The following is a 21,733-nucleotide window of genomic DNA, read 5'->3' as shown; positions in this document are numbered from 1 at the left end:
CGATAAATAATAAGAGCTTTAATTACTAGATTCAGAAAGTTTTAAAATAGCCAATACATAAACACTGGTATCTGCAAATATGTGGATACATCAATAAAATAACTTCTATGTCCCAGCAGAACCTTTAATTCTCAAACTTTAATCTTTCATACAATCCAGACGCTCTCGATACGCTTTTATTCATCGCTAGTTGTAGTACTTTTTTATCAGCCACCAGCTCAAAGGTGTTTTTAGCACGGGTTATTCCCGTATACACTAATTGCCTGTTGATACCCATGCGCGCTTGTTTTAGCGGTGGCAGTACCATGGCTGTGTAGCTAAACTCTGAACCTTGTGATTTATGAATAGTCATTACATAGACTTTATCGTGCGCAGGGAGTCGTGCTGGCGAAAATGCTCGTTGATTACCTTGCTCATCAATAAATATGGCTTTGAGTTGATTACTTTCATCGGGCATTAAAATACCAATATCACCGTTAAATAACTTAAGTTGATAATCGTTTTGGCTCACCATAATAGGCATACCCGTGTAGTGGTGAGTATTAGGACTTACGGTAATTAAACCTTGCTGTTGCAACACGCGCTCTATTCGTTGATTTAAGCTATGCACGCCGTAATCGCCCTCTCGTACCGCAGCTAAAAGCTGATAACTAGCAAAAGCAGCATGCACCTGTGCAACACTTGCACCTTGAGCCATTAAGTTAAGGTACTTTGCATAATGACTTCCTGCACTTTTAACGAGCTTTTCAATTGGTTTTGCTACAAAGTCGTAATCTAAAATTACATCGTTAAAGCGCCCTTCACTACTTTCTTGCTCTACGTAATTTAAAATACCGGTGTTATTGGTGTTTACCGCAAGTGCGAGTTGACCAATGCCGCTTTGTGCATCAAATCGATAACTGTGTTGTAAAAAGGCAATGCAATCTGCGAGTTTAAATTCACTCACGCTTTGCGCTACGAGCTTAGGCTCATTATTAAAACATAAGCTATTTAGCTCATCACAACGTGCTTGCGAATAGCGTGGCGTTTGCCCAAGTGTTAAACCTTGGCATAAATCGCTCATTACGCTGCCGGTATCTACCGAGGCAAGCTGATCTTTATCACCTAGGAGTATTAATCGCGCGTGCGCAGGAAGTGCTTCTATTAATTTAGCCATCAGCGATAAATCGACCATACTGGCTTCATCAATAATTAGTACATCTAAATGCAGCGGATTACTTTTGTTATGTCTAAATTTATTAGTAAACGGTTTTACGCCCAATAAGCGATGAATCGTTTGAGCGCTTTGCGGGATCAGCGCTTTTATATCATCAGGAATCGTTGTGAGCTTATTTTTAGCGCCCAAAATAGACTCACTTAAACGTGCAGCGGCTTTACCTGTAGGGGCCACCAGCTTAATACTAAGGGGCGCGGTTTTATAAAGCGACTGCAAAATAGCCAGCAACTTAGTCACTGTGGTAGTTTTACCTGTACCTGGGCCACCCGTGATCACACTAAAGCCTTTGGTGGCCGCAATCGCACACGCCACTTTTTGCCAATCAGTTTCAATTGTTGAATCAGCAGGAAAATAGGTATTTAAAAGTTCAGCCAATACTTCATTATTAATATTGAGCTTTCGCTCGCTCATGCTTAATAGTCTATCCGCGAGTGTTTGCTCATAACCGGCAAGGCGCGCAAAATAAAGTCGCTCGTTAAACAGCTGCAGTGGTTTATTTTCGCCCACGCTTTCATGGCTTTGTAAATAATTAAGCGCCGTATGTACGTTAAAGTCATCACTAAACGGGCTTAGCGTACTGGGTACATTGCCATCGAGTTTATTAAAGTCGCTTTTGCGCAAATTAAAAGGATTACTCCAATCAACTTCACTTAAGGTTAGGCAGCTATGCTGGCTTTGCTGCGATAAGCACAGCAATAAAATAATATAAAACAGTTCATTGTGAGTTTTCTCAATGTCATTAGCACACAGTAATTCAGCGAGCTTCACATCAACTACACGCAGTCGGTTTTGCGCTAATAAATACTCAAGTAACGGGACTTCGGTAATCGTATTATTTAACACAATATCCTCTAATGGGGCATCTTGTGCTACATTTTTTGAAGTAAGAGGCTCTGCGGCTTCATTATTAAGTGTCTCGTCTATATCGTCAAACAAGCCAGGTTGCTCATTTAAATCGCTCATAGCATAGCTCCTTGGCTAAATAAGCCATCTAAAATAATCACTTGTTCTTCAGTTAGCTTTTTAAAGTACACGCCTTGCCCTGTCGGCATTCCACGTAAAAACGTGTAATACACGCCGCCTAAATGGGTTTCTATCGAGTAATCAGCTATACGTTGTTTTAATAAACGATGCAGCGCTACCGTGTAGATTAAATACTGTAAATGATACTGATGACTGCTCATCGCTTGCTCAAGCATATCGCCTTCGTAATCAGCTGGCGTACTGCCTAAATAATTAGACTTATAATCTAAAATATAATATTTACCTTGGTAGCAAAATATTAAATCGACGAAGCCTTTTAACAAGCCTTTAACTTGTGAAAATTCAAGCTTACTTTGCGTAAAGCCAAAATGTTTCACCAGCATTTCGTTTAGCTTAGGTGCACTTAAGCTCTCAAGTGGTAAATTAAATTCCATTTCGACTAGGCAATCATTGGGTGTAAGCACACCCAATGAAAGAAGGCTGTTTTCTAGAGAGCTTTTATCTAGGGGGCACGCAAGAACATCAAGCACCCATTTTTCAGCCACTTCTCGCCATTGCTCACCTATGTGGTATTTTTCAAGGCTGCGCTTAACTACCTCAGATAAGTTTTGCTCGGAATTAGTTGGGTGAACTATTGGGCTAATAAAATCTATTTGTTCAAATATTTCGTGTAAACAGCTACCCGGCTTTGGCCCTTTAGGAAAACTATAAGGTGATGGCAGTTCATCCTCTTGCACTGCAAACTCGTCTTTTTCGTGATCTTCATCACTTCGCCCTGGGGCTAATTGGTCGCTGTGCTTTTTAAAGCTCAATGCACTAAAGCTAGTTGCTCGCCAGTTACGCTCAATATTTGCCGTTACTCTATTAACACTTAATGTTTGCTGCGCAATTTTACTATTACTAAAACAAAGCGTTCCCTGCTCTAATAATGTTTGTGAGGTAAATTGCTGATAGCTCATCGCACTATTAGCGTCGCAAAACTCACTTAAATGCGTGCGCCATGTTTGGCTACTGGCAAGTTCAAGCCCTGCAAATAAAACATGCCCAAGTGCACTACTTTGCATAGCCAAGCGGCTACTTTGTCCTTGCCCAATGTTATAAACACCAAGCGCACAAAAATGTACGGCGCGAGTAAGCGCTACATAAAGCAGGCGTAAATCTTCAGCTAGGCGTTCTTGCTCTGCTTTTTGCAGGGCATCTTCGTCTTTACTTAAATCGTAAACTAGCTTGCCATTATTATGATAAAGCGCTTCTTTTGTTTCGCGATAGCCACTGGCAAACGGCATAAATACCAGTGGGTATTCAAGCCCTTTTGAGGCGTGCATAGTGACTATTTTAACTAAGTTGGCGTCGCTTTCTAGGCGTACTTGCACGGTTTCGCCATCTTGTTGGCTTACCTTTTGTGCAAACCATCGCAGCAAACGCAGCGTGCCTTCAAGCTCTATTTGTTTTTGCTGAAGTATTTCGCCCAAGTGCCTAAAGTCCGTCAGCCAACGCTCAACGTTATATCCCAACCCTTGCCATTTAGCGCTAAGCTGGTTATGGCTCATTAAGCGCTCAAGCATGGCCATAGCGCCTTGCTTGTTCCAAATGTGGCTAAGTTGTGCAAAAAAGTTTAAGTAGTCTTGCCATTTATTTTCATCATCGGCGAGTGCATGTATTTCGTTATAACTTAAACAAAATAACGGGCCAGCTAAAACACCGCGCAGCAATGACTCGTCATATTGACCATGCAGCGCTGTTAAAAAGTTAAGTAGGTGATGGCTAAGCTCTTGACTAAAAACGCTTTCGCGCGATAAATACACGCTGGCTATTTTGGCTTCGCTAAGCGCTTTTTTCATTATTTGTGCTTCAACACGGTCGCGCACTAATATACAAATATCGGCAGCGCTTACAGTGTTACTGCCAATGCACGCGTCCCCCTGTTTAGCTTTTTCAAGCAGAGTCACTATTTTATTCGCAAAGTGAGTGGCTAAATGCGCTTGCCCTACACCTTTGTTAGTTGGTTTGTTCTTTTCATCGGCGGCTTCATCTACAAATACATTAAATTCGAATGCGGTAGCGGGTTTGCCATCAATTAAAAAAGAGTCATCCGCTTTTTTGCCTTTAGCAGCTACTGCGTTAAAGGGTATGGCGTCGTTATAAATAAAGCTGTTAGCGTGTTTGCCAAATAAACTATTAACGCTATTGACTATATCGGTGCTTGAGCGAAAGTTAGTCCCCAGCGTAAATTGCTGATCAGTCTGCACTGCCTCTTTTGCGCCAATGTACGTAAAAATATCTGCGCCCCTAAAGCCATAAATAGCCTGTTTAGGGTCGCCTATCATGGCAAGCGTGGTATTTTGTTGCCCATAAATTTTACTAAAAATACCGTACTGAATCGGATCGGTATCTTGGAATTCATCAATCATGGCAACCGGAAACAACTGCGCAATTTTTTGCGCTAGTACGTCGCCTTGCTCGTTATTAAGCGCACTGTGTAAATTAGTCAATAAGTCATCTGGGGTGATAACGCTTTGCTCTTGTTTACGCTTAACTATTGCGGCTTTTACCCAGCGTGCTGCATGTTGTACAACCGCTATTTTGAGCCCTTGGTTTATGGTGTTATTAAGTGCGGCAAGCTCGTCAAACTGACTCAGTAATGGATGCACAAATAATGGCTGATTTTTTTTATAATTGCCTGCATCGCTTAGGTTTTCTGTACTCCATACTTCAAACGAATACTTGTTAGTGCCAAATTCAAAAAACAAATCGCCGCCTAAACAAAATGCCTCAAGCGCACTAAGGCTGCCTTTTCGTGCTGGCGTTTTAGACCCGCTTAAACCCGAGCTTTTAATAGCACCGATAAACTCTTGCTCTAACACCGCTTTTTTAAATGCAGGCACACGGGTTACGTATTCGTCACGCGCTTTCCATACATCATCTAAATTTATTTGTGGTGTAATGTGCGCATTAGCTTTGTTTAAAATGCTCGCCACTTGAGCGAATAAAGACTCTGGTGCGGCAAATACATCTAAAATAGCATCGGTGCGTTCTTTATTAAGTGGGTATACAAACGCACGCCAAAAATCTTTAATAGTTTCGAGCAGTATGTCGCGCTCATCTAAAATAAATTCGAGATTAAACGCCACACCCGACTCAAACGCATGTTGTTTTAGCATCCGCTGACAAAAGCCATGAATGGTAAAAATAGCGGCTTCGTCCATTGATTTAGCAGCCGCATCGAGTAAATCAAAGGCGCGGTGTTTATCGTCAATTTTGGCAATTACGCCTTCAATGAGTTCGTCATTTGGGTCTTGCCCAAGCAGTGCGTCGCGTGCAGCAATAATTCGGCTGCGTACGCGGTCTTTAATTTCTTGGGTGGCAGCGTCGGTAAAGGTTACTACCAAAATTTGCTCAACACTGAGCGGCGTATTTAACTCACCTTCTATTTGCATGCCTAGTAAGTAACGTAAATACAGCCCCGTAATTGTATAAGTTTTGCCGGTACCCGCACTGGCTTCTATTAAACTTTGACCAATGAGCGGCATAGTAAGAGGATTAAGTGCTTGCATGGTCACTCTCCTTTGCATGTTCAAATAAAGGCGTGAGCAATTTATCACTCCATTTTATAAATTCTTCTTGGCAGTCGTTTAGCGATTGCACCGTTAAGCGAATATACGGATTTTCGCCCTCGCCTCGCCCTATGTATTGCGGGCTAAATTTGCTCATTGCTTTTGTTATATCGCCGCCGCTTTTAACGTACTCATAACCACTTACCGGAAAAAACGGCACAGGCTCTGCGCGCAGCGCTTTGTATAACTCAAACCAATCGGCTAATAGTGCATCGGCATCGGCTTTGCTTATGGGCGCAAAGGTAATTTGCTTATCAAGCCCAAGTAACAATGTTTCTACGTGATGCTCCATACTTTGCGCTGCAAGGTGATAAATAAAGCCTTTAATTAAATCTTTCGCTTTAATACTCGCGCTGCGATAAAACACTTGTTTTTGCAAATAAACATGATTGAGCCATCCCTCTATTTTAGTGCCTTCAATTGTAAGCAAAACTTCTATTGGCTCACTTTTTCCGCCTTTAATGTGCTCTTTTACTTGCCCTGCAAGCGCGTCAACTCGGTGCTCCATACTCTCAAATATGAGGCTGCCGACATTGGCTTGAGGTAACTCACCTCGCTGCAGTATTTGTTCGGTACTTAGTGGTTGCTCGTTTATATTGGCTTTAAGTATTTCATCAAGATAAAAATAACGGCGCAGTGCATCTAAGCTAAATGGTTCTTCGTCTTTTGCTACTTCGTTAAATTGTGGCAGTCGTAAGCCCAATGTTTGTTGATAAAAACTCTCTTGTGCGCTGCACACACTCCTAATAAACACATCAAGATCTAACTGTTCTGGCACAACAACATCAAGCGCGGTAACTGGCTCTGGTTTAATTGACTCACTCGGCAGCCAAATAGGGTTGTAGCTGTGGTTGTTCAGCGCGCTATTAGTTTGCTCGTTCTTTAAGTAATACGCACTATTAAAGGGCTGTAAATGCTGTTGGTTGATTAAACATGCAGGCAGTGCTTTTTCGCTTTCTTCGCTTAATACAAAGCTGCGCCCTATGTATTCTAAAAGCTCACTTACAAGGGTTGATGGCATGCGCGGTTGGTTATCAAAACACGAGCGACCAATGTAACTCATGTATAAGTTGTCGCGGGCACTCAGTAGCGCTTCTAAAAATAAGTAGCGGTCGTCTAATTTACGTGATCGGTCACCTTTTTGCTTTTTAGAATAAGGCACTAAGTCAAAACCAATGGGTTGTACGTTACGCGGGTAGTCAGCATCGTTTAAGCCCAGCATGCATACCACTTTAAATGGTACGGCGCGCATGGGCATAAGCGTACAAAAGTTTACTTGCCCAACCAAAAACCGCTGCCCTACGCCTTTTTCTTGAATGCCTTGTTTAACTAAGTAACTAACAATACGCTGCGAAACCACTTTACTGTAATCGCCGTTTTCGTGGTGTTTTTGTAACTCTTCGAGCACGTTTTGAAGTACTAATAAATCCCAGCTGTCGTCGCTTTCACTTTCGTATATGGCGTTTAATAGCTCGCTTAAAATATGCGCTTTATTAGTGAGCGTGTCATCGGGCGTTAGCTGCTCTTTAAAGCTTTGCAGTACATCAATAAAGTGCACGAGCTTGTTGAGTGTATCAAGCGCCATGCCTTCTACTTCATCAGCGCTGTAAATACCGTTAAACGGGCATTGTTCGTCGCGCATAGCAATACCAAGCAGTAAACGGTTAAGCCCATGTTGCCAGGTATTTAAATCGATAGCGGGTAAATCAAAGCTTCTTTTATGCGCTGCGTTTATACCCCATTTAACCCCAACACGTTCAAGCCAGTATTGAATTTGCTCGTATTCGTGTGCTTCAAGCCCAAATTTTTCGGCTATTTGCGTCACTTGTAATAAATCGAGAATATCCGACACACCAAAGCGCGAAAACGGTAAGTTAGCTAAACTCGCAAATGAACTAAGGACAGGCTTTTCTTGCTCTATGGCTAAATCGGCCAATGCGTAAGGAATAAAGCGGCTGCCTTGTGCCCCGCCAAATACGGCTTCAATATAAGGGCTGTAAGTGCCTACATCGGGCATCATGACAATTATGTCTTTGGGGGTAAGCGTTGGGTTTTGATTAAACAAGTTAAGTAAGTAGTCGTGCAAGCGCTCAACTTCTCTGAGCGGTGTATGGCAATCGCTGAGCGTAATACTGGTGTCGGTTGCGCTGATTGGTAATTTACCTTCGTCATTTATAAACCACTCTTTGTTATCGGTCAGTGATTCGCCTTTAAACGCAAGCTGATAAATCTCGCTTTGTACTTGCCCTAGTAAGGTGTCGTCAAACACATCAATAAAACCATCAATCCAACGGGCATCTAACTGTACAAGTTGTTCAAAATAGTCGCGACCTAATTTACCCCACGACGATAACAACGGATTACCTATAAAGTAGTATTCTTCATCTGGGTTGGTTTGTTTTTTTTGTTGCGCTTCCACCAGCGGCATTTTGGCGTATTTAGCGCTTATTTTAGCTGCTGTTTTTTCATCTATAATATCGCCCCAGTAATGCTCACTCGGGTTAAAAAAGAATAATATAACCTCAGTTTTTTTACTCAGCGCTTCAAACACCTCTAGCTGGGAACTGGCAATCGCCGATATACCAAATAAGCTAATGCGTTGTGGCAGTAAGCTATTATCCATCGTCTCAAGGGCTGCAAGTAGCTGCCCTTGCATGTTAGCGCGATGAAATTGGCTTTGCCCAAGATCCTGACTTAGCTTTACAATGCGTCGCCATAAGTCAGGTTGCCATGGGGCAATGGTTACATCTACGTCATCAAGCTCATCTTTGCCACTATCCCATGTGGCTATCCAGTGCGGTCGGTACATTAAATATTGGTCGTACACATCGGCTATTTTTTCGCACAGCGCAAAGGTTTTTTGCCCGTCGATATCGCCTTCTAAATAGGTTTTTAGCGGCAAATATAATGGCTCGTCAATACAGGTTGGTAAAATTGCGAACAGCTTCCAAGCAAGGTTGGGCTTATTAAATGCCGACTCTTTAGGGACATTTGGCAGTAATTGCTGATACAACTGCCAAATAAAGCTCGACGGCAGCGGAAAATCTACCTGCGCTGCAACCCCTAAGTTTTCGCTCAAACCTATTTTTAACCACTGCGACATACCCGGCGATTGCACTAGCACTACTTCTTTGTCGAACGGGCTTTGCAATGGGTTTACTTTTAACAGCTGGTGGAACTGCGCTTGCAGGGCTTCCATCCGGTTTGATTGAATAATATTTAGCATATAACACTGACCTTGCTTGAGATAAAACCAGTGTAAGATATTTTCAATATTAGGGGTAGCGCAAACGGGTAATTGGCTTTAATAAATCAGAGAGTTAAGAACTAACTTACAGATTTTATACGCACAGCATCTATTTTATATACTGTGCGTAGTAGTGAGTTTATTTATAAGGGCTAATACTTGATAAACTAAAGTCACTTTGCATTATTACTTCGCCATCAATGCCTTTTAATTTAAGTGAAATAGTGGGGTCAATTTGCTGCCAGTCTATGCTTAAATCACCATAATTTACGTTATGAGTAAAATTCCCTACTCGGTGTTTGTTAGGGCTTACATCTTTCCACTTTTCAGTTAAGCCAGAGCTGGTCATCTCAATTAATGGGTAATCAAGGTTTTGCTGATACTTTGATATTTCACCCCAGTGCGTATCGCCGCTGATGATCACTACCCCATTTACCTTATGCTTTTTAATCAATGCAAATAAACGGTTTCTATCTTCAGGAAAGTTTGCCCATGACTCCCAACCTGTAAAATCGGGTAAAAGCTGTAAGCTTGAGGCAATCAATTTTATTGCAGCAGGCTTTTTAAGCTCTTGTTCAAGCCATTGCCACTGGGCTTCACCTAGCATTGATGCGCCCTTTACTTCACTAGGACTATATGGGCCTTGGTTATTTAACTTACGCTTAGTGTCGTATTCAAGCTCGCTTACATGGTTTAGCGCATCACGGTTCCAACGTAAATCAGGCATTATTATTTGTATGGTTTGCTCATTTTCACCATACATGTACGAGGTATAAATTCCATCAGGACGAGTGCGACGTGCTGAGTTTGCAGGTTCATCCCAAAAATTAAGCATAATTTGGCGTGATTGCTCTTTATGCGGATACTCTTTACCTGCATCGTTTTGGCCATAATCGTGGTCATCCCACATGGCAATGATAGGCGTTTGCGCTTTCAAGATTTTAAAACCCGCCTTTGCCCCTAAACGTTGGTATTTATCGGCAAGTATATCCATATCGTTGGTATCGCCGTAAATATTGTCACCCAAAAATATAAACAAATCCCCCTGCTCTTTGTTAATTGTATTAAATATGGGTATGTTTTTATCTTGATGCCCACACGAACCAAACAGGATTTTAGATGGCGCGGCAGTAACACTTGCGCTAATAACCAAACTCAGCGCCAAGGCAGATAGGGTTAATGGTTTTAATAGGTTCTTCATTTTAAAATCTCGCTAATAGCTGGCGCCATATTTGAATTTATTTCATTTGGATTCTGCCCAAGAGCCTTTAAAACGGTCGCTGCTATTTGTACTTGTTTAAGCTCATTTTCAGTTTTAATTAAGCCCCGTCCTTTTATTGCGGGGCCGATGGCTGCAAGCCAAATATGTTCAGAGCCGACAATTCCTTCTGGGTAGGTATTTTCACCTAACTCTAGCTCAGCAAGTGCACGTTTAGAGCTGTGATGTTGCCAATCATTGGCATTATTGCCACGGCCGTGATCAGTAGTAATAATTAGTGTGGTGTTATTTTTATAACCCGCTGTAGTTTGAATAGTTGCCCATAAGTCTTTTATAAAAGCGTCACTTTGCCTTGCCGATTTAAGGTATTGTTCGTAATGACCATCATGCGCAAAGTCATCGGTTTCGCCTAAACTTATCACCAACAACTTAGGCTTTTTAGCCAACATATACGCTTTAGCAAAGCGATATGTAAAACTGTCTAGTCGTACGTTATACCAAGGACTGGGGATTTCACTTTGTAGCGCATTTAACAGCGGCGCATCGGTGAATAAATTCTCTTCAATTGACATAAAACCTGCATTTACATACACGTTACTGCGCTTAGTATTTACAATGTATGGGAATACATCCCAACTACCAAATAAGGCTGTGCTACCTTTAAACTCAGGTAACTTATCTAAACGCTCTAAAATAGTTTTATTTGGGTTGAGCACTTTGTTGTTACTATTTATACTTTCGTCAACTTCACCGGTGAGTATTTCGTTGTAACCAGGGTATGAAAAATACCACGGGTTACTTACCGACATAGTAGAGCCGTTAGCTCTATCGCCAATTATAATCCCTTTTTTAGCCACTACTTGCGTTAAAAAAGGCATAAGTAATTGCTGGCGCTCATTTGCTGTTTTTGCCCAAAATTGGGTCTTTAATTGCTCAGGCTTTTTAACAAAATCAGTATTATTAATTAAGCTATTATCAGCCCCATTAAATACTTCTTGCCAGCGTACCCCGTCAAGCGTTACCAGCACTACATTTTGCGCTGCTGTTGCAAAGCTGCTCGCTAATACACTTAAGCTAAATAGTGTTACTTTTATAATTGTTTTCATCGCGTTTGCGCCCTTTCATATAATAAAGCCCATCAATGATGGGCTATATTTTAATTCAATTACTAAAACCTAATTAAAAGTCAGCGGTCAATGTAACTGCCGCAGTGCGAGGCGCACCAATGTAATAAGTAGAGCCGTTACCGGTACCACCTGCTAAGTAGCTTTTGTCAGTAACATTATAAACAACAAACGATACGTCAATGGCTTTAAACGGGCCTGCATCTACGTCAGTTGAATAACCTGCATTAAAATCAAGTACGGTGTAGCCGTCTACTTTATTACGCGTGCGAGTGTCTTCGTCTTGCCATGCACCTAAACGCTCGCCGGTGTATTTAGCCGATAAACCAACACGAAAGCCATCGCTAAAGTAATCGGTAGATACCACAAACAAATCCTCTGATGAATCTATTATGCTGTCGCCTTTTCTAAAGCTTGGTGCGACCTCATTACCACTTTCATCTTTTAATATTACACCCTGTGAATCGTATGCATTTGGATCATCGGATGAATACTCAGAACTGCTATTAGTATACGACGAGTACACGCTCCAGCTTGTTGTTAACATATAGCTTGCTGCAAGCTCGAGCCCATTTGAGTCAATACCCCCTACATTTACGTACGAGCCATTTGTGCCAATCGTGTAATCAATGCCGTCTGTGCCACTACCAGGCGCAATAAAGGTAATGCGGTTATCAAACTTAACACTGTAAGCCGTTGCTGTAAGGGTTAATCTGTCGGCTTGGTAACGTACACCAAAGTCGATGTTGTCGGCAGTTTCTGGCTCTATGTTTGTAAGTGTTGAGCTATCTCGCTCAAGTACACCGTCTTTTATTGCTGAAAAATTCTCGCTGTAACTGGCAAATAATTCTGTGCTGTTATTTAGCTGATACAATACACCCCCGCTAAATAACACGTCTGAGTCGCTATCTACTTTATCTGATCTTTCGTTAGCAAAGTGGTCGTACTTTTGTAATTCAACTAAATACTGTTTTGCACCAATATTTAACGTTAAGTCACCAAAATTAATCGAGTCTTGTAGGTACCATTTGAATGTATCGGTATCAAAGGTGTTTTTGTATTGTGTCCAGTAAGGCGTGCTATCAAAGTGATGATAAATACGCGCATCAATTACTTTGTGCCAATCACGCGACTCGTCACGCTCGCTTTGCTCATACCAAAAGCCCGCTTCTATATCGTGATCACCAAATGTAGCTTGGTAATTTGCCGTTACACCTAAGCGATCTTTGTTGTAATGCGTATGGCGGTAAGACATAACCGGCGTTGCTGTTGCATCGTAACACGCAGGATTTAAACCAGGACCCGACTCCCATGGCCAGCTCAAACTTTGCGTACAATCGGCATTTGGTGCAAGCGGGTTGCCCTCACTATCAGCAAAACCATAAGAGCCTGCATTAGTGCCGCCCTGTGTTGTTGGTTCGCCATTTTCATCAACAGGCGTTGTTAAATAAGGTGGGATCCAATCGCCGCGACCTGAATTTTTATGATAATAAGGACTAACGGTTAATAATGAAGTTGGCGAAATCGCGTATTCAAATTTTAAATAGCCTAAGGTATTTTCACGAAGCGTTCCCCAACCTTCTGCAAACATTTGGTCAAAATGCGGAACTCCTGTCCAATTCCATGTTAGCTGATCCCAATCGGGTGTTTGTTCAAACTGCTCAAGGCTTACGCTGTTATAGTTTGTCTCGCTTACATCGTCGTAAGATAAACGACCAGTGAGCGTTAAATCTTCAAAATTAGATACAAACTTAAGCTCTGCGTGTTGGTTGTCTTTGCCCCCATTACTGCCTGAACCAATCCAGCGGCTTGTATCTGTTTGCGAGTAACTTACGTACGCTTGTGTGTTATTAAAAACAGTGCCTGTTTCGTGTTTAAAGTAATAACGCGTGGCATCGTGGCTGCCTGATGTATAAGCAAAGGTAGTGCCTTTTTCAAGGCTTGGGTCTTTACTTACAAAGTTAAATGTCCCGCCTAGTGCTTCAAGTGAAGCCGACTTAATATCAGACGTACCTTGACCTACTTCAACCGTTGCAAGGTTTTCGCTATCTAGGTAACGGTTAGCTTTAGCACCACCGCCATAATTAGAGCCACCATTGGGAATGCCATCAACGGTCATACCTAATTGTTGTTGGTTTCCATCAATACTAAAACCACGCATGGTGATTGTAGTAGACCAATCGTCGCCACCAAATGCATCACCTTCATTTATGCTAATACCCGGTAAATTATCAATAACCGATAATATGCTCGATACCGAACTTTGTTGCTCAAGCATTGCAGGCTCAATAACATTATTAGCGTAGCTCGTTGGTTTAGCAACCACGGTTACTTCTTCTATGGTGTTGTCGTTAGCATAACTAGATGTTGATACAGCCATGGCAATTGCCATGCTCAAAAGCGATTTGTTTTTTAAAGCGTACATTGTTGTCCCGTTTGATTTTAATTATGAAATATGAAAACGCGGACAGTATGAATTTTAAATATGACAACGAGGATGAACTTTATTTACATAAAAATTAAACAAATATGGAAGATTTATGGCGGGAATATGTACAAAAAAAGACACCCAAAGGTTTAACTTTGGGTGTCTTAATTATTTTCTAGAACTTATTACAAATAGTAATTTATTTCAATTGTGCAAGCATTTCATCGCTGTATGGTACTAACTCTTCACCGTTTGCAATTTTGCTAATGTAATCTGGGTTTGCAATAAGTGGGCGACCAATAGCGATTAAGTCAAACTTAGCATCGTTAATAGCCTCTTTTGCTGACTCAAAACTATAACTACCCACACCTACTAATGTACCTTTGTAGCCTGCACGTAAAAATTCAGAGATGCTTTTGCCTTCAAGCGAGTCAAAGCGCATGCTATCGTCAAAAATACCGCCGTGTAAGTACGCTAATTCTCTGCTTTCAAGTTCTGTTAATAAGTAATCAAATACCGCTTTATCGCGACTATCTTCGCTCATATTAAAGTAAGCACCCGGTGTTAATCTAAGTGCAGTACGATCACTGCCTACAGCAGCAATAACCGCATCGGTTACTTCTAGTGCAAAACGCGACATGTTTTCAGGCGTTTGACCATATTCGTCGCTGCGTGTATTTGCAGCGTAATGTAAAAATTGGTCCACTAAATAACCGTTAGCACCGTGAATCTCTACCCCATCAAAGCCTGCTTCAATTGCGTTTTCAGCAGCTTTTGCGAAATCAGCAACTAGACTTTTAATATCATCAGTAGTGGCTGCTTTTGGTGTGATGTATGTAAGCTCACGCATACGTGGTACAGAGCCTTCAACGCCAATTGCCGATGGAGCAAGTACATCGCCATCAAAAAAGTGAGGGTGTGCAACACGGCCAACATGCCAAAGCTGTGCAAACATTTTGCCGCCATTAGCGTGCACTGCGTCAGTTACTTTTTTCCAACCTTGAATTTGCTCACTGCTAAATAAACCCGGAGTATTTGGGTAACCTTGTCCATCTGGACGAATAATAGTTGCTTCACTAATAATTAAACCGGTTTCGGCACGGCGAGCATAATATTCAACCATATCTTGTGTTGGCACTAAGTTATCGTCAGCCATACAACGCGTTAATGGCGCCATAAGTACGCGGTTTTTAAGCTCAATCGTGTTATTTAATTTAAACGGAGCAAGTAGATCAGTTGTCATTTTTCAATCCTTCATTAAGTATATGCTTACTACAATGTGGCCTTTTTACAAACATTCAAGCTTATTTTTGAATGATCGCTCAAATTAGTGAGAAATTATACTGATCAATCTACAAATTAGATCTGCATTGCTGAAATTAAATAGCAACTTTTCAACACTCTGTCATATAACTCGATATACTTGTGTGCATATAATTTAGATATACTAGGGCGTGTTGATCTTTGGTGGGTGAATTTGCAGCAGTATGTTTGGTTTTTAGGCAGGGCAGAGCCTATGTAGTGTGGTTATTCCCCATAAATAGGCGATAACGCAGCATAAAGACCAAACATGCGCTGCCCAAAGGGTTCTTTCTAGGGACGATTAACTCTTTGTTGCTCGGTTTTTACTTAGCCCACTAGGTTACAAACCTCGCGCCGCGATTTAATCGCCCCTAGATTGAACAAATTTCAATCCACAAAGGTCAACACGCCCTAATATCAATAGTAATTAAGAGTGAGCTAATTATGACAACGCCAAATTTAAGTGAAGAACACGCAGTAATTTTAGGACTTGGAGCAAAAAAACGCCTAGCCTATATGTTCGAAACCGTACAACAGTTCAAGCAAGTATGGATTTTAAACGATGATGATGGCTGCGTTATGCTTGCCAACGAAGATGACGACTGTGTGCCAGTTTGGCCAACTCGCGAATTTGCAGAAGCATGGGCAACTGGCGAATGGGCTGGCTGCAGCGCTAAAGCAATCCCACTTGCTGACTGGTTTAGTCGCTGGACACCGGGTCTTGAGGAAGATGACTTACTTATTGCTGCCTTCCCTACAGAGGAAGATGATGGCACGATATTGTTTTCAGATGAATTTGAAAAACAATTAAAAGCGCCAAAGCAAAAATATTAAGGTTCAAAGCCTAAATACTCAGAGTTCTAAAATTTATAAACGCGGCACTTAATTTAGTAGTCGCGTTTTTATTGGCAATATCTAAAATTCAAATAAGCCTGCGTAATTGCATCTGGATTTTCTACTTGCGGATAATGCCCAAGCTCTACAAACTCTTGTACGCGCGCATTGGGAATAAGCTTTTTATAATGCTCAATCATATGCTTACCAGAGATTGGGTCTTCTGCGCCTGCTATAAACGTAAGTGGTATATTGCTATTTATGATGGCACCAACCCAGCGTTCTCGGTTTTGCTGCCTCTGCTTTATATAACTAATGAGTTTGGGCATTACGGCTAAGCCATCTTTATAAATTAGCAGCTCCCAAAGTGTGTCTACCACTTGTTTTGAAGGCGGTGTACTTTTACCAAAAATAGTAAGTAGATTATTGGCAAATTTTTGTTTATTCATTAATTTTGGCACTATCCAACCTAGCTTTGAAAGTAAAAGCTTTTGTATAAATAAGGGTTTATGCACCTCAGGAAATAACCCACCATTTAAAAAGCACACACTGTTTATTTTAAAGTCACTTTGGCTAACGACTTGCCTTGCTAATAACTCTTGAGCCACAGTATCGCCATAGTCATGAGCTAAAATATATATATCATTAATATTTAACGTTTTTAAAAATTGAGTATATAAGTCGGCTTGTTCAGTAATTTTATAGCCTGCATTTTTAGGTTTATCTGACAAACCAAAACCTAGCATATCGAGTGTAATTACAAAATAATGTTCACTAAGGGTTTGCCACATACCTTCCCAGTCCCAACTAGCACTTGGAAAGCCATGTATTAAAAGCAGCGCAGGCTTAGTTATATCGCCAGCTGTTTTAGTAAAAATTTGATGGCCACTAATTTGAGTAAATTGACCCTGTGATTGCCACTGTTGAAGAGAAAACATATATTAGCTTAATTTTTATTATTGATTTGTTAGTTTTATCATAAAGGTAATTAAAAAAGGAAACAAAACCAATGCATAAAATTTGCATTGGCTTATTAAAAGTCATGTTAAAATTTAATAGTGTAATCTACATAAACTCGATGGTCAGCTCTATCGCCTTTAACACCATCAACACTGCCTGATTTTTCGGTTGTATAATCTACAAATAACCAACGTAAGCTTAAGCCTTTTATTTTCTCAACTTTATAGCGAGTATCTACAGCCCAATATTTTTCGTCGGCTGTACCGCCTAACTTACCCAACGCAGAGTTTTCAGCATCGCTGCCGTCTGTGTAGTAAAATTTAGTTGTTAAGCCAGGCGATACTGCTTTCAAATCAATTCCTAAACGAGCTTGCCATGATGTTTCATTTTGATTTGTTAAATCGGCACCAATTAATGAGCGAGTTGGAAATGGGTTTGTACCATGGTCGCCACTGAAATTATCTTCAATCCAAGCATCACTTACTTTAGTAAATGCCGCACCTACACTCCAAATATCTTTTTTCCAATCAGCATCTAGGTAATAGGCAAACCCATCGTTTTCACTTTTGGTTAAACCTGTTAATGCACCAGGTGCATCTTCATCATCTAAATCACCACCCTCTACGCCTGTTACAAATAAATCGCCATCATCTTGTGAGGTAAATATGCCAGTTGAAAGGGTTAACTTACTTTGCTCAAGCTTAATGTCGTAACTGATTTTTAACCCGATTTTACTTAAATAATTGTGTGAATTTAAATATTCAGCCTCTAATATTAGATTGTCTTTTTTATGCGTAGCACCTACGCCCCAAATTACGCTAATAGCACCAGTTGCCGATTGATCGGTAGAAAAGTCTTCCCATCTATCATCGTGTCGACGGCTCCATTTATCGTAAACGTAACCGTATAATTTAGTGTTACCAATTTTATAATCGCCAAAAACGCCTCTAAAAGTATTAGGAATAGCCCGACTCCCAGAGCTTTTAAGCAACATACTTTTGGTTTTTTGCCCACCTACTTTAACGTGACCATTGTTGCCCAATTTAAAATCTAAAAAATATTGTCCAAATTTAGAAAAGCTATCGTCAACTCCACCGCTCTCATTACCTGCTGGCAAAATATTACCTGCGGCTGAACCCGTAGAATTAATATCCATCACGGTGTAAGTCGATACACCCACACTCACTAAATCGTTTATATAACCAGATGTGTAATTGAGCTCTATACCTTGAGCAAAAGTTGAATCGTCACTTGCGTCGTTATCGTAGTCACGGTCAAAATAAATTGATCTAAGTTTTATATTAAATTCATCTTGTTCTGTCAGCCCATTAACAGCGGCATACGAAGGAATAGAAATACATGTTAATACTGCGCCTGTTGCCGCAAGTAATTTAGATACTCGGTGAGCCATAGTTATCTCCGTTACCTTGTTTTGTTTAAGTTTTAACTGTGCAGTGCATAGCAGCATGTATTTTTTCGACCTACACGGTAAACATGTCATAAGGTAATTACATTTTAAGTAATCACGTTTTCTTTCACGCTACTAAAATATAGAACAATATAAGTTTTTAATGTTTTAATTTTCATATTATAAAATATTAAGTGTTTGTTTTGTTTCGGATGAATTATAAAAGTAAGGTGAGCATCGTCTCTTGCTCGCTCGAACCTATACCGATAGTTCCCTTTAAAAGCGTCATAATATTGGTTAAATTTTACTTTATTTAAACTTAACAAAGTAAAGTTATAAGCAAAAACTAAAAGCTATCCGTTGTTTTTTGAGCACCTAATATTCACTAAAAAATCGATAAATATAAAAATCAGCACCTTTAGCTAATACTTTTGTTGTTCGCTATAAAGTAGCAAAAAACATAAAAATTATTATATTTATATACATGTTCGTCTTATCTTGGTGAGTAAAATCAACTTTTTATATTACATCCACTCTAAACCTTTATAAAATATATATATTCTAATTAATAACAAAGTTGTATCCTGAATAATAAGTGCTATATTTATTTCGATGATAAAACAGATATACTGTCAGTATATTAATAATAAAGGATGAGTTAATGTTTTCAGGACGACCGGTTAGTAAAAGGTTATTAATCTCGGTGCTTACTCATGCTATTTTTTTCATCAGTGGTATTGTATTAACTTACTTTGCCCACGCTGCACATCAAGATGCTGTTAATAACAAAATAAATGAAGCCCTCAACAACCGCCTTTCTTCACTCTCAACAGGCGTTACTAGCAGATTCGACTTATATAAATATGGGCTATACGGTTTAAAAGGATTTATACACGGCATTGGCGTTAATAATTTAAGCTACCAAACAATTTCTAATTACTCTAACAGTCGCAACTACGCCCAAGAATTCCCTGGAGCAAATGGTATTGGCTTTATAAGAAAAGTGAATGCCGAAAACTTAGCTCAATTCTTAAAAACTGCAAAATCCGATCGGCCTAACCAAATATTCGAACTAAATAAACTAGCTAACGAAAGTGATGAGCACTTTATTATTCAGTACATATTTCCTGAGCAAAGTAATTCACGGGCTCTAGGACTCGATATTGCATCGGAAAGTACACGTAAAAAAGCAGCATTAAATTCTGCAATTAATAACCAAGTTCAATTATCGGCGCCTATTACGTTAATCCAAGCGGATAACAAATCGAAACAAGGCTTTTTAATTTTACTACCAGTTTATAAAAATATTATTATTCCAACTGATAAAACCCAGCGTTTAGAGCAATTAATTGGATGGACTTACTCCCCTTTATTAATAAACAATATTTTAGACTCTCTTTCCCAAGCTGATGAAAATAAGCTAGTCATTAGCGACATAGGTAACAACGTTAAAACTGACTTTTTTAGCTACGGCATTAAAAGCAACTCGGCTGATTATCAGTTAAATAAAGTAATTAAAGTGATGGGAAGAACATGGGAAATCACACTTAGTGCTTCAGACACATTTATTGAATCACTACACTTGCCGAGTAAATATCAAGCTATTGTCAATGGTGTTTTTTATACCCTTATTTGTATGTTTATAACTTTAATAATTCAGCTGTTTTTTTACCGTAGAGCACAAAGAACACAGCAAAGAATTATCAAAGCTAAACAAAATAAGCATATGCTGCAGCAAACAAATTTAAAATTAGAAAAAGAAGTAAAATTACGCACTAAAGAAATTGCTGATATAAGTATGCTTCAACAAAGTATTTTAAACAGTGCCAGTTACTCTATTATTGCGACCGACATAAATGGCTTAATTACTTTATTTAATCCCGCCTCTGAAAAGTTATTAGGCTATAGAGCAAAAGACGTTATTGGAATTGAAAATCCGGGTATTTTTCATTTAAAAGAAGAAATTATAAAAAAAGCCAAACAGCTTAGTGCAGAGTTAAATGAACCTGTTTTCCCTGGTTTTGAAGTGTTTATCTTAAAAGCAACTTCTACAGAGCCTGATATCAATCAGTGGACATACATTTCTTCTACAGGCGAGCACATACAAGTTAATATAAGTGTTACCTCTTTATTAAATAACGAAAATGAAATTGTTGGCTATTTGGGTGTAGCATACGATTTGACCGAACAAATTAATCACGAACAAGCTCTCGGACATGCTAAAGAATTAGCTGAACAGGCATCACAAGCTAAATCTGAATTTTTAGCAAATATGAGTCACGAAATACGCACACCTATGAATGGCATACTAGGTACATTACAGTTACTGCAAGAGCAGCCATTGAATGAAAAATCAAAAGAGTATTTAAAAAAATCACTTTATTCGACCCGCTCACTCACCACTATTATTAATGATATCCTCGACTTTTCTAAAATTGAAGCTGGGAAGCTTTCATTAGAATATAAATCATTCGACCTTTTTGAACTTATTCACCACTTAGAGTCTGATCTTGGCCTGCAAGCCAGTGATAAAAATATATACCTTAAATTTATAATTAATATTGAGCATAAGTATTGGGTGGGCGACCCCGTTAGACTCAGACAGATATTTTTAAACCTAATATCTAATGCGATTAAGTTTACGTCGCAGGGTGGCGTTACAGTAACGTTTAGGCTAACCGACGAAAATAAAATATGTTGTTGTATATCAGACACCGGAATTGGAATTTCTGAGCAGGCTATAGAGCGATTGTTTGAGCGCTTTGAACAAGCAGAGCAATCAACTACGCGTGAATATGGCGGTACAGGTCTTGGCTTACCTATTACTAAATCATTAATAGGTTTAATGAATGGCGAAATTAAAGTAACAAGCCAATTAGATTCAGGTAGTCAGTTTTATGTGTACTTACCATTAAAACAAGCACAGATTGATGAAAGCACATTAATAACAAAAAATGTTGAGCTTCCTGACCTATCTGGAAAAACTATTTTATTAGCTGAAGATAATAAAATAAATCAGCTTGTTGCATCTGCGATGCTTGAGCCTACAAAAGCCACCATTATTATTGCCAACAATGGGTTAGAAGCAATCTCATTATACGAGTCACACAAGCCAGACATTATCTTTATGGACATTCAAATGCCGAAAATGGATGGTCTTCAGGCATGTAAAAAAATTAAGGCGCTTAATAACGAACAAATTGTTATCGCGTTAACCGCTAATGTTTTTACAGAGCAAAAAGAAATATACAGACAGTTATTTGATGGTTACGTTTCTAAGCCAATTGAAAAACATGAGCTTGTAAGCATGTTATCAACACTCTATTTAGTTAATAGTTAGTCATTACGGAGGCATTAAAAAACCCAGTTACTAATACCTTTCGATATTAGTAACTGG

General features: G+C 39.7%; 11 protein-coding genes. 2 read left to right on the top strand and 9 right to left on the bottom strand.

Annotation, left to right across the window (positions count from 1 at the left end; genetic code table 11):
* Positions 1-124: 124 nt before the first annotated feature.
* From recD to I6F48_RS11510, 7 genes are all read right to left on the bottom strand, one after another.
* Entirely contained in the window at positions 125-2,179 is a 2,055-nt protein-coding gene (gene recD / locus I6F48_RS11540) for an exodeoxyribonuclease V subunit alpha (RefSeq protein WP_165740580.1), read from the bottom strand.
* Entirely contained in the window at positions 2,176-5,754 is a 3,579-nt protein-coding gene (gene recB, locus I6F48_RS11535; RefSeq protein WP_197119458.1) for an exodeoxyribonuclease V subunit beta, read from the bottom strand. The genes recD and recB overlap by 4 nt, the downstream gene beginning before the upstream one ends.
* The gene (gene recC, locus I6F48_RS11530; RefSeq protein ID WP_197119457.1) at positions 5,741-9,040 is read right to left on the bottom strand and encodes an exodeoxyribonuclease V subunit gamma; all 3,300 of its coding nucleotides are present in this window, start codon (positions 9,038-9,040) and stop codon (positions 5,741-5,743) included. Before recC ends, recB begins: the two co-directional genes overlap by 14 nt.
* Before the next feature lie 160 nt (positions 9,041-9,200).
* Positions 9,201-10,262: an alkaline phosphatase D family protein gene (locus I6F48_RS11525; RefSeq protein ID WP_165728840.1), complete on the bottom strand. Its 1,062-nt coding sequence runs from the start codon at positions 10,260-10,262 to the stop codon at positions 9,201-9,203.
* The gene (locus tag I6F48_RS11520; protein ID WP_024594361.1) at positions 10,259-11,386 is read right to left on the bottom strand and encodes an alkaline phosphatase family protein; all 1,128 of its coding nucleotides are present in this window, start codon (positions 11,384-11,386) and stop codon (positions 10,259-10,261) included. The genes I6F48_RS11525 and I6F48_RS11520 overlap by 4 nt, the downstream gene beginning before the upstream one ends.
* A gap of 73 nt (positions 11,387-11,459) precedes the next feature.
* Positions 11,460-13,829, bottom strand: coding sequence for a TonB-dependent receptor domain-containing protein (locus I6F48_RS11515; protein ID WP_197119456.1), 2,370 nt, complete (start codon positions 13,827-13,829; stop codon positions 11,460-11,462).
* Positions 13,830-14,031: 202 nt separating this feature from the next.
* Positions 14,032-15,075, bottom strand: coding sequence for an alkene reductase (locus I6F48_RS11510; protein ID WP_024594359.1), 1,044 nt, complete (start codon positions 15,073-15,075; stop codon positions 14,032-14,034).
* Between the two features lie 503 nt (positions 15,076-15,578).
* Here I6F48_RS11510 and I6F48_RS11505 point away from each other — a divergent pair.
* A complete protein-coding gene (locus I6F48_RS11505) occupies positions 15,579-15,968 on the top strand; it encodes a DUF2750 domain-containing protein (RefSeq protein ID WP_007585609.1) in 390 nt (129 codons plus the stop codon).
* Positions 15,969-16,036: 68 nt separating this feature from the next.
* Here I6F48_RS11505 and I6F48_RS11500 read toward each other — a convergent pair whose 3' ends face one another.
* Entirely contained in the window at positions 16,037-16,906 is an 870-nt protein-coding gene (locus I6F48_RS11500; RefSeq protein ID WP_197119455.1) for an alpha/beta fold hydrolase, read from the bottom strand.
* Between the two features lie 107 nt (positions 16,907-17,013).
* Positions 17,014-18,339 (bottom strand): OprD family outer membrane porin, encoded by a 1,326-nt coding sequence (locus I6F48_RS11495; protein WP_197119454.1) that lies wholly within the window; start codon positions 18,337-18,339, stop codon positions 17,014-17,016.
* Positions 18,340-18,997: 658 nt separating this feature from the next.
* Between I6F48_RS11495 and I6F48_RS11490 the strand changes: the two genes are divergently transcribed.
* Positions 18,998-21,676, top strand: coding sequence for a CHASE domain-containing protein (locus tag I6F48_RS11490; protein ID WP_197119453.1), 2,679 nt, complete (start codon positions 18,998-19,000; stop codon positions 21,674-21,676).
* Positions 21,677-21,733: the final 57 nt, after the last annotated feature.

It is taken from the genome of Pseudoalteromonas sp. SWYJ118, from assembly GCF_015864505.1.
Lineage (GTDB): Bacteria > Pseudomonadota > Gammaproteobacteria > Enterobacterales > Alteromonadaceae > Pseudoalteromonas > Pseudoalteromonas arctica.
Note: the sequence above shows the minus strand (reverse complement) of the source record. Positions and strands in the feature narration are given on the sequence as shown.